A 10,613-nucleotide genomic window follows, 5' to 3' on the forward strand; every position below is an offset into this window, starting at 1 on the left:
GAGCACGAGTTCCGGGAACCGCCGCAACACCACCTGGAAGCGCTCTCACCCCCAGGTCACGACTCGTCCGGTTGCAGGCTGTGGCCGTCCCACGTGAACCGCACCGTCGTCACCGCGTCGTCGCCGTCGGTGCCCGTGGTCAGCTGGTGGATCGCGATGCCGCTGAGCTCCTGGTAGTCGCACCACTCGTGGTCCGAGGTGAGGACCAGGTCGAGGTCGAACGCGACGAGCAGCTCCAGGAGCTGGCCCCGGTTCGTGGCGTCGACGCCGACGAAGACCTCGTCGAGCAGGATCAGGCGAGGTGCGGTCGGGGTGGCCTGGTAGTGGGCGGCAGCCGCGGCGAACAGCGGGAGGTGCAGGACGATGGCCTTCTCGCCGCCGGACAGGGCGCCGTGGACGCGTTTGGTGACGGGGATCCAGCCGTCGCCGCGGTCGACCTTCACCACGAACTGGTGCCAGGTCGTGTAGTCGAGGACCTGGGCTAGCTGTTGTTCCCAGCCTGTCGCGGTGCCGTGGGCGCGTGCCTCTTCCACGCGCTCGCGGAAGAACTGGTGCAGGGTCGCGCGTTCGTCGTCCCTGAGGCCGGAGGGGTCGCGGAGCAGGAGGTCGCGGGCCTCGTAGGTGCCGAGGGGGAGTTGCGGGTCCACCTGCCAGACGAGCTGCACGCGGATGTTCGACGCGGTCTGCACGCGCTCCAGGCGCTGGTTCATCGTGTCGACGAGGTCGATGGTGGAGCTGATGCGCTGGGCGAGGTGACGGCGGGTGTCGCCGGTGAGGAGCTGGTCGAAGAGGGCGTGCTCGCTGTCGGCGATGTGCGCGAGCATGCGGTCGCGGTCGGAGCGCAGGGTGGCCAGCAGGCCGGAGGCGCCGGTGCTCACGCCGTTCACGGTGGCGGTGAGCAGGGTGACGTCGTCGTCGGGTTCGAGGGAGAGGTCGACGCGGCCGGCGAGCTGGTGGCGTGCGTCGTGCACGGTGTTGTTGAGCTGGGCCTCGGCGTCGCGGATCAGGCGTTGTTCGAACGGGACGTCCGCCAGCTCCTCGACGAGCCCCGCGGCGTCCGATGTGGACACGAGGGCGTCGGCGGGCAGCCGGCTGCCGATCAGGTGGCCGAACCGGGTCCTCGCGGCGTCACGGGCCGTGGTGGCCTCGAAGGCGCGGGCGGTGTCGGCCTTGCGGCGTTCCTCCCACGTGCCGAGGACGCGCGCGAGCGAGGTCTGCTTGTGCCGCAACGCCTCCTGCGAGTCGAGCAGTGAACGGGCCTGCGCGCGCAACGTGACGAGCTGCTGGTCCAGCTCCTGGTACTCGGCGCCGGAGGAGCGTTCGACGGTCTCCAGGACGATCGCGAGCCCCTCGGCCTCCTGCTGCTGCGTCGCGGCGGAGTCGGATGCCTCCTCCGCGAGCTCGGCGCTGGTGGCCGCGCGGGCCACGGCGTCGGCGGCCAGTGCTTCGGCGGCGGCCGCGTCGAGGCGGTCGTCCAGCCAGCGCTGGCCCGTGGTGCGGAACGTCGCGACCGCGGCCAGGACCGCGTCGAGCCCCTGCTCGGTCGTGGGCAGGTCGGTCGCCAGCGCGGTCACGGCGCGCAGGGCCTCGGTGACGGCGAGGTCGGCCTCCGCGCACCGGGTGGTCGCGGCGGCGACGGCGTCTTTCCGTGCGGCACAACGGAGCTGGGCGCGCGTGCGCTGCTCCTCGGCGAGCTCCAGGGGGTCGTGGCTGGGCTGGCGGGCGATCTCACCGGCCAGGGTCGCGCGGCGCACGGACAGCAGCGACAGGGCCGCGTCGAGGCCGGAGAGGTCGGTGGCGAGCTCCTCGATCGACGCGGTGAGCTCGGCGATGCGCCGGGAACGGCCCCGCTCCCGTGCCGAGGTACCGATGTAGGTGGGCTCCGGCTTGGTCCAGCGACCGTGGGCCGCCGCGAGCCGCCACGAACCGTCGGCGCCGATCGCCGCCGTGTGACCGGTCGCGGTCTCACCGAACGCGATGCCTTCGAGCAGCTGCCGGGCGCGGTTGTCCTCGCTGGTCAGCACGTCGAGCAGAGTGCGGCCGGGTGCGGGCGCGGCCAGCAGGGGCTCGGCGAAGCGGTCCTCGTCGCTCAGGCCGTACGAGTTGACCGGCGTGAGCCACGCGTCGAGCAGGCCGGACGCCTCCAGTGCCGCCTCGACGGACCCGCGCACCGGGGTGGGCACGTCCGGGTGGAACTCGACGAGACGCCACAGCGGGGTGCCCGCGGCCGTCATCCGGTGGTCGAGGTCGCGGGTGTAAGGCGCCGGAGGTGGCACGTCGACCTGGTTGGCCAGCTTCTCGCGGATGGCGTTGTACTGCGAGAGCTGCCGGTTCAGCGCGTTGCGGCTCTCGTGCAACGTCGCCTCGGCGCGTGCGAACTCCTCACGGGCCAGCGCGGCGGCCTCCACGACGGCGGAGGGCACGATCTCGGTGGGGTCGGCCAGCGTCAGCTCGGAGCAGCCGCGGGCCCACGTCGCGAACTCCTCCGCGAAGCGCGCAAACGCTTGCTCGTGCGCTTTCTGCGCCTGGACCTCCGCCTGCTCGGCCTGCGCCAGCTCGTCGCGGGTCTCCTCCAGCCGCTGCTGCGCCGCCTTCTGCACGTGCAGGGCCACCTCGTGCGCGAGGAGCACCCGCCGCACGTCGGCGACCTGCGCGGTCCTGGCGTCGACGGCCGCGTCGAGCAGTTGGCGTTGCACTCGCACGTCGGTGCCGCGGTCGAGCTCGCCGAACACCGACGGCATGCCCGCGCGTTCGGCGGCGTGCTCGGCCTCGGTGGCGGACTTGCGCAGGTGCTCGGCCCGGTCGGCGGCCGTGGACCTGGCCGCGGCCGCCCGGTCTGCGTCCTCGGTGGCACGGGCGCGCAGCTTCTCGGCGTGCGCGGCGGCAGCGGCGGCCCACGCGCTCGCGGTGTCGAGCTGGCGGCGCAGCCGGTCGACCTGCTTGCCCTTCCGGTAGGCGGGCAGCTCGGTGATGCCGGTGATCTCGGCCTCGACCCCGCTCGCCTCCGCGATCAGGGCGGTGAGCTGCTCCGCGTTCTGCTCCACGTAGGAGACCTGCTGGTGGTAGCGCTGCTCGCTCTCCTCGGCGGCACGGGTGCGTTCGGCCAGCTCCGCCTCGGCGGACGTCAGCGCCGTGGCCGCCGCACGCAGCACGCGCTGGGCATAGGTGCGTTGACGTGCGGCGAGCACGTCGGCCGTGGCGATCTCCTCGTTGAGCCGCCGCAGCTCCTCGCGTTGCCCGTCGAGCAGCTCGAAGCCCTCGGCGATCTCCCCGAGCTCAGTGGTGTCCAGCGGCGGAAGTGCCCTGGACAGCAACGTCGACAGCACGCTCGGGTCGAGCCGCTCGGACAGCTTCGGCGTGCGCAGCTGCAACAGGGCCGTGATCAACGAGTCGTAGCGCTGCTCGCTCACACCGGGGAACAACGTCGTGCGGACCGTGTCGCGGTATTCGGCCGGAGACGGGTGCACGGCGCCGTGCTCACCGATCGCGGTCGCGAGGTCGGAGCTGGTCAGCGGCCGTCCGGCCTCGTTGACCAGCGCCAGGTCGCCGACGCGCTGGTCGGTGGTGAAGTAGTGCGTGGTGACGTTGTTGGTGTTCGTGGTCGCCTGCAACCGCGCGCCACAGGTGAACCAGCGCTCGCCCTGCTGGAACTCCAGCCACACATAGCCCACGCGTGTGCTGCCGTGCACGCCCTCGCCCATGAGGTTCCAGTGCATGGTGCGGTCCGCGCTGCCGAACGTCGACAGGCGGTGCGGGCGCAGGTTCGCGTCGAACAGGTACGGCAGCAGCAGTTCGAGCGCCTTCGACTTGCCGGTGCCGTTCGGGCCCCTGAGCAGCAGCCGGCCCTCGTGGAAGGTGAAGATCTCGTCGTAGTAGCGCCAGACGTTGATGATGCCGGCGCGGCTGGGTTGCCACCGGTCAGTCATGCAGCTCCTCGACCGCGTACCTGGCTGCCGCGGGCAGCCTGCTCACGTTGCCGTCCTCGACGCGGGCCAGCCCGAACGCCCGCAGCAGCGCGAGCCCGTCCTGCGCGAGCCGGGCGGCGCCGCCGTCCGAACGGTAGGCCTTGGCCCAGTTGGGGAACCGGGTCAGCAGCTCGTCGGTCTCCGCGACCAGGTCGTCCTCGGTCGCGTCGCCCCGGGCGAGCCGGTCGAGCAGGACCAGCGCGGCGACCTTGGCGTGGTCGTCGTCATCGGGGAACCGCGTGTCCGTCGCGATCGCGTCGGCGTCGACGACCAGGAAGCCCTCCGCGCGCTCCTCCAGCGTGCACCCGGCGATGCCGACCGCGGTGTGCACGAGCTTGCGCCCGCTCGGCGAGGCCAGGAACGCCCGCTGGTCCTCGGTGAGCTCGTCGCGGTACACCACCGGATCGTCGACCAGCCGCCGCAGCACCGAGTGCCGGGTCCAGGTCGTGCGCTGGACCGCCGAGCTGTCCTCGTAGCGGTTCTCCCGGGTCAGGCCCTCGATGTCATCCACTGTGGACGGTGCGACGGGCGCGGCGAGCAGCCGGGTGACGAGCGCGGCGTCCACCCGGTACAGCACCTTCGCGCCGGGCTGGTCGAGGAAGCTCTCCGCCTTGCCGTCGACAGGCCGTGCGGCACCGTGCTGTTCGAGGAACAGCAGCACGTCCACGAACGCCGACCGCTCGTCCCGGCGGGACGGGTCGAACACCGGCAACCCCTCCAGCGCGGTCGTCTGCCGCACGCGGTCGGCGAGCAGGCCGATCGTCGTCGCCGGACCGGACAGCAACTCCGCGCACACCACGCACAGCAGCGTGTAGCGGCGGCGGTCGAACGGCGCCCGTCCCGACCGCGCACGCCGCGCCGGCCGGGTCGGGTCGGGCCGCTGCGTGGTCTTGGTCAGCCGGGCGTACCCGGCGCGCGGCTCGACGTGCAGCCGCCAGCCGCAGTAGTAGTCGAACCACTTCGTGATCGGCTCACGGCGGCGGCGCACCAGGTCGAAGCCGTCCGGTTCGAGCGCGGCGGTCAGCAACGGGCTCGCGAGCAGCATCCTGATGCCACGCGCCACCTCCTCGCTCTCCAACCGCGCGAGCTGGTTCCCGGTCCGGCTCATCGGCGCTGCACTTCGATCACGTAGTCCGGGCCGCTCAACGTACCCCTCTGCGTGGTGATCTTCGCCCACCCGCGGGCGTTGCGCAGCCTGATGTGCACCCGGCCGTCACTGGTGGAGGCCGCGCGGGTGCCCGTGCTGTCCGGCATCGCCCCGAGCGCCCTGCCGACCAGGTCGAGCAGCCGGTCGAACGTGTCGTGGTCGAGCTCCTGCAGGCTGGAGATCCGGATCGGGCCGTCGGTCTGCAGCTGCTGCCAGGCGAGCTCCAGCTGCTGCCGCTCCCGCTGCGCCTGCTCCTTGCGCGCCCGGCGGATCTGCTCGACGTCGCGGACCTTGCCGGTCGCGCCGATGTGCTCCTGCCGGCCGGACTTGCGCAGCTGCGGCGACACCGGCACCGCGGGCGTGTTGTGCCACGGCTCCGCGCTCGGGATCAGCTCGCCGTCCGCGTGCTGCAGGTGCGCGTGCCTGGCCGGCCACAACCCGAACGCCGCGTTGAACAGCGCGTGCGCCTCGTCGTCGTCGCTCGTGCGCGCGAACCAGCTCGCGAGCGCCCGGAAGTCGGCGGCGGTGTTGGTGGGTTTGCGGCGCTGCTCGCCGATCCGGTCGAGCTTGCCGAGGAAGTCGACGATGGCGGCGCGGACGACGTCCTCGAGCCGGTCGAGCCGCCGCGACCAGGCGGTGAGCTCCTCGACGCGTTCGTGCAGGTCATCACGGGTGAGCCCGGCGAGCGCGCGGCGGATGCGGTCCTTGCGCGCGTCCAGGTCCTCGACGAACCCCTGCAGGTGGCCGACGGTGTCGGCGGTGGGCACGTGCTCCCCGCGCTGCAGCTCGCCGACGAAGAGCACGATGTCCGTGCGGAACGCGTCCAGGTGCGCTTCGAGCTCCCGGAGCGTCGCCTTCGTGCGCGTCTCGGCGGCGGCCAGCGCTTCGAGGCGGTCGGCGATGGCGTCGAGGTGGGTGGCGTCGAGCGCGCCACGGCTCGTGATCGTCCTCAGCGCTTCCCTGGTGGCGGCGACGGCGGCCTCGCCGTGGCGGGTCAGGACGTGGACGACGTTGTGGCGCTCGTACTCGGCCGCGGTCGTGAAGTGCGCGGCGTGCCGCTGGACCGTCTCCGTGAGACCCCACCGCCCGAGGTTCCCGAGAGCGGTCTTCAGCTCCTCGTCGCCGACCGGGCGGTGCGTCCTGCGCAGCTCCTCGTGGAGGTCGTCGGTGGTGAGAGCGGTCTCAAGGCGCTCGGCCGCCTCGCCGAACACGTGGAGGACCGCGGTGTGCAGCTCCGCGTTCGGCGCCGTGGTGAAGCGGAACAGGTCCGCGGGCACCGTCGGAAACGTCGTCACCTGCACCACCGTAGCGGGTGCGCCTACTTCTTCCGGGTGACATCGTGGGCCGTCAGGCCATAGTTCGCGTCACTGCGCCATCGACCGCAGGTGGTCCTGGGTCTCCTCGTCCTCGGAATAGACGCAGACACCGCGCATGCCCCTGGTGAGCAGCACTTTGTAGGTGTTGCGGACCAGCCGGGCGAACTGGAGCTCGTCGGCCTTCTTCACCGCGGGGTCGTGCGAGTGCTCGCGCCGCGCCTCCCAGTGGTCGTTCCGCCAGACGAAGTCCTTCCCGAAGATCACGCCCGCCCAGTCGTACTCGAACCCCTGAGCGGTGTAGATGCAGCCGACCTGCCCGAACCCGCGTTCGTCGCTGGCCCAGAAGTGCGACGCCGGTACGTCAGGAACGCGCTGTTCGGGTTTGGCGTTCCACGGCCGGTGCCATTCGCCGATCCGCACGTCCGGCACCAGCACCTTCACCCCGTTCTCCACCACGGGGTCGCTCCACCTCCAGCAGTACCCGGCCGCGATGCGCGCGGTTCCACCGGCCTCGGCCTGCCGGGCGAGCAGCCACGACTCCATTTCGCGCGGCGACTCGGCGCTGCGGACCACGAACTCGTCATCGGTGCGCGTCACCAGCTCCGACCACTGCGCGGCCTTGCCCGTGACGCCGAGCAGCCTGGCGACCCACGCGTCGAAGAACTCCGATCCGCCGCAACGGAACTGTCCGCCGAGGGTCACCACCTGCACGTCACACCCCGCCGCCTCGGCCGCGGCCTCGACCTCCACCCGGGACCCCATCTCGCCGGGCCGCACCGTCTGGTTCTCGTCGAGCAGGAACACCGGCACCCTGGCGGCGTCGATCAGCTCCTCGATCTGCCTGCGCGCCTTCACCCGGACCTCTCGCTTCGTGTAGCGGTTGAGGCTGGTCTCGCGGATGCGGTGGGCCTCGTCGCAGATGAGGACGTCCAGGTCGAGCGGATCGGCGTCGATGAAGTTGTTGAAGTACTTGAACATCGCCTGTACCCGCCGGTTGCGGCTGCCGGCGTGCTTGCGCATCGTGCTGGTGAACGACGAGGAACCCGTCGCGTGCAGCACCTCCCGGCCCTGCCGCGCGAGCTCGCCGAGCAGGCTCAGCGCGATGACGCTCTTGCCGGAGCCGGGGCCACCCAGCACGATCACCACGGTCTGCTTGCGCGATGCGCGTGCCCTCTCCACCGCCCTGCGGACCAGGCTGTACGCGACCTGCTGCTCGTCCAGCAACACGAACTGCTCGCGTTCCTGGATCTCTTTTGCCGCAACGGTGAGCAGTGGCTTCGAGGGTGCGTGCCGCATCGCGAGGAACTCGTCGGCGGCCTCACGGGCACCGTCGCGCGTCGCAGCGTCGGTGTCGAGCAACGTGCGGAGCCGGTTGATCAGCTCGTTCTTGTTGTCGAGCGTGTAGAGCTCACCGAACTCGTCGACCTCGTAGCGCGTGATATTCCAAACGCCGGCTTTCCGGGCGTTGTGCAGGTAGGCCACTCCGTGCACCGAGTCCGGTTGGTCGGCGAGGGCGGGCGTCGAGTCCACCAGGTACTCGCGGTACCGCCGGACCTGTTCGAGCGGGTGCAGGACGGGCTGGGCGTAGAACTCGACCTTGACCAGGTCGTCGCCGTACGGCTCCGCCTTCGACCACTGCTTCAGCTCGACGAGCACGTACGAAGGCCTGCCGTGCTGAGGGTTCCGGCCGCAGAGCACCACGTCCACCCGCTTCGGACTGTGCGGCAGCTTGTGCTCCAGCAGCACCTCGACGTGGCCGAGACCCGCGTCGACGAGGTCGTGGAGGAAGGCAGGCAGGCTGTTCTGCCAGGACCGCACCTCGCCGACGCTCACACCGGCCTCGAACTGGATCCGGGCTTGGTCTTCCAACAGCTTGTGCAGTCGGTCTGCCAGCGCGTCTTCGAGCAGCGACTGGGCGCTCCTGCGGACGAGAGCCACTCTTCGTTCCCCCACCTGGGCATGCGTGATCCACACGCGGGTGGAGGCAGCTACGGGATCCGGTGCCTGGCGGGCCGCGACCCGAGGTTAGCTGATCAGCTCCTCGGCTGACCGACCATCGCCTGAAGGTGGTCTTGGGTCACCGGGTCGACGGAGAACATGGTGACGCCGCGCATGCCCCTGGTCAGCAGCACGCGATAGGCATTGCGCACCAGCTCGGGAAACAACCCCGGATCCTTCTTCGCCTTCTGGTCGAAGGACCTGTGTCGTTGTGCGACCCACCGGTCGCCGCGCCAGACGAGGTCAGGACCGAAGATCACCCCGGCCCAGTCGTACTCGAACCCCTGAGCGGTGTAGACGCAGCCGACCTGCTGCCGTGATCCCTCCTCCGTGGCCCAGTAGGTGTGGTCGGGCCCATCCTCCTGGGGCTCGCGGAAGTTCCACCACCGCCGCCAGTTCCCGATCTGGATGTCGGGTTCTTCCGCGCGGCGATCGAACGGCCAGTCCCAGCAGAAGCCCGCAGTCATGCGTGCCCGTTGGCGGTCCTTCTTGCGCTCGCGGAGCCAGTTCTCCATGTCGCGTGGACTGTCACCGACGTGGACCTCGAATCGATCATCGGAGGCGAGGTCTGACCAGGCGACGGGTGGCTCGTCGACGATCCCGAGCAGGCAGTCGACCCACCGGTCGAACGCGGCACTGCCGCCGCACCGGAACTGCCCACGCAGGTTGATCTCTTCGACCTCACAGCCGAGCTCATGGGCGACTCTCGTGATCTCGGCGACGGATCCGACCTCGTCGGCCCGCACCCGCTGGTTCTCGTCGAGCAGGAAGACGGGCACGCGCGCCGCCGTGATCAGTTCCTTGATCTGGGGTTCCGCGTTCTCGTCGCTCCTCCTCGACCCCGGTGGAGTGCTCGAGCGGCGCAGCCGCTGTGCCTCGTCGCTGACGATGATGTCGACGCCGTGATTGCGATTCTCGCGGAAGTTGTTGTTGTACTTGAAGAGGTGCCAGACTCCCGTGCGGCGCTCCGGGTCGAGGTTGCGTCGCAAGGTCTCGGTGAACGACCTGGAGCCCGTCGCGTGATACCCGCGCATGTCGAGTTCCTCGAGGCTGCCCAGCAGGCTCAAGGCGATCGCACTCTTGCCGGAGCCGGGTCCTCCCACGACGACCACGACTTTCTTGCGGACTCCCTCGTTCGCCGTGGTCAGCGCATCCCGCACCAGCTGGTAGGCGGCCATCTGCTGATCCACCAGCGGCAGCAGCTCACGCCGGTGGATGGCGTCCTTGGCGATCTCGATGAACTGCGCGGAAGGCCGCGCCGGGTACTTCAGGAACCGCTCCGCGGCGATGACGTTCTCCTCATGACCGCGCTGTCGGTCGAGCAGCAGGGCCAGATCCCGCAGCAACTCGGACCGGTCGTCTTTCGTGTACATCCGACCCCAGCGATCAGGGGTGTACTGCTGCAGCGGTCCCACGTCTCGCCGACTCGCGTTGTGCAGGTAGGCGAGTCCGCTGACGAGCTCCTTCTCCTCCGCCACCAGCTGGATCGAATGGCAGACGTAGCGGCAGTAGTCCCGCACCTGGTCCGCTGGGTGCAACCTGAGCTCATCATTCTTGTGCTGCCGGACGAGAACTCCCTCGACCGAGTGCACGTGGCTCCACTGCTTCAGCTCGACGAAGATGTAAGAGGGACGACCCGTGCCCGGGTTGACGCCGCACACGATGGCGTCGACCCGCAGTGACGAACGCGGCAGCGAGTGTTCCAGCAGCACATGGCTGTTGCTCAGTCCTGCCTCGGCCAACGCTTCCAGCAGCGCCTTGAGGCTGTGCTGCCACGACCGGTACTCGCCCGCGCTGAACGACCTGAAGTAGGTCGCGGAGTAAGCCTTGCCCAGTCGTGAGTGCAGCTTGTCCTGCCGCGACTCCTGTAACAGATCCGCAGCTTTGCCCCATACCAGTGGCACCAGTTCTCCCGCTATTGCTCAACGTGACCGCAGTCACCCGATCAGGTTATACCCAAACGAGTGATAGAGGGAAAGCGGTGAGGTAGCAACCAGTGACAGACAGGGGGTCTGCTGCACGAGTAGGTGACAGTTGTAGTCACGCAGCCTGGCTGGCTGGCTGGCGTGGCCATAATTGCTTCGTATTCGACGGGGGTCAACCGGCCGAGGGCGGTCTGGCGTCGGCGGCGGTGGTAGGTGCGCTCGATCCAGGTCACGATCGCGATCCGCAGTTCGTCTCGGGCGG

General features: G+C 70.1%; 5 protein-coding genes and 1 pseudogene. All 6 read right to left on the reverse strand.

Annotated elements, in window-relative coordinates; translation table 11 throughout:
- Positions 1-56: 56 nt before the first annotated feature.
- Positions 57-3,926 carry a TIGR02680 family protein gene (locus ACZ7CD_RS30695; protein WP_470380241.1) on the reverse strand — a complete coding sequence of 1,290 codons (3,870 nt, stop codon included), beginning with the start codon at positions 3,924-3,926 and terminating at the stop codon, positions 57-59.
- Positions 3,919-5,073: a TIGR02678 family protein gene (locus ACZ7CD_RS30700; RefSeq protein WP_470380242.1), complete on the reverse strand. Its 1,155-nt coding sequence runs from the start codon at positions 5,071-5,073 to the stop codon at positions 3,919-3,921. The genes ACZ7CD_RS30695 and ACZ7CD_RS30700 overlap by 8 nt, the downstream gene beginning before the upstream one ends.
- Positions 5,070-6,407 (reverse strand): TIGR02677 family protein, encoded by a 1,338-nt coding sequence (locus ACZ7CD_RS30705; protein ID WP_360400661.1) that lies wholly within the window; start codon positions 6,405-6,407, stop codon positions 5,070-5,072. The genes ACZ7CD_RS30700 and ACZ7CD_RS30705 overlap by 4 nt, the downstream gene beginning before the upstream one ends.
- A gap of 69 nt (positions 6,408-6,476) precedes the next feature.
- Positions 6,477-8,366 carry a DNA/RNA helicase domain-containing protein gene (locus ACZ7CD_RS30710; RefSeq protein ID WP_470380243.1) on the reverse strand — a complete coding sequence of 630 codons (1,890 nt, stop codon included), beginning with the start codon at positions 8,364-8,366 and terminating at the stop codon, positions 6,477-6,479.
- 95 nt (positions 8,367-8,461) lie between these two features.
- On the reverse strand, positions 8,462-10,168 hold the full coding sequence (locus ACZ7CD_RS30715) for a DNA/RNA helicase domain-containing protein (RefSeq protein WP_470380244.1): 1,707 nt from the start codon (positions 10,166-10,168) through the stop codon (positions 8,462-8,464).
- Between the two features lie 314 nt (positions 10,169-10,482).
- Positions 10,483-10,613: pseudogene (locus ACZ7CD_RS30720) on the reverse strand (IS3 family transposase); the annotation flags it as partial.

This window comes from Lentzea sp. NPDC036949 (assembly GCF_055608075.1).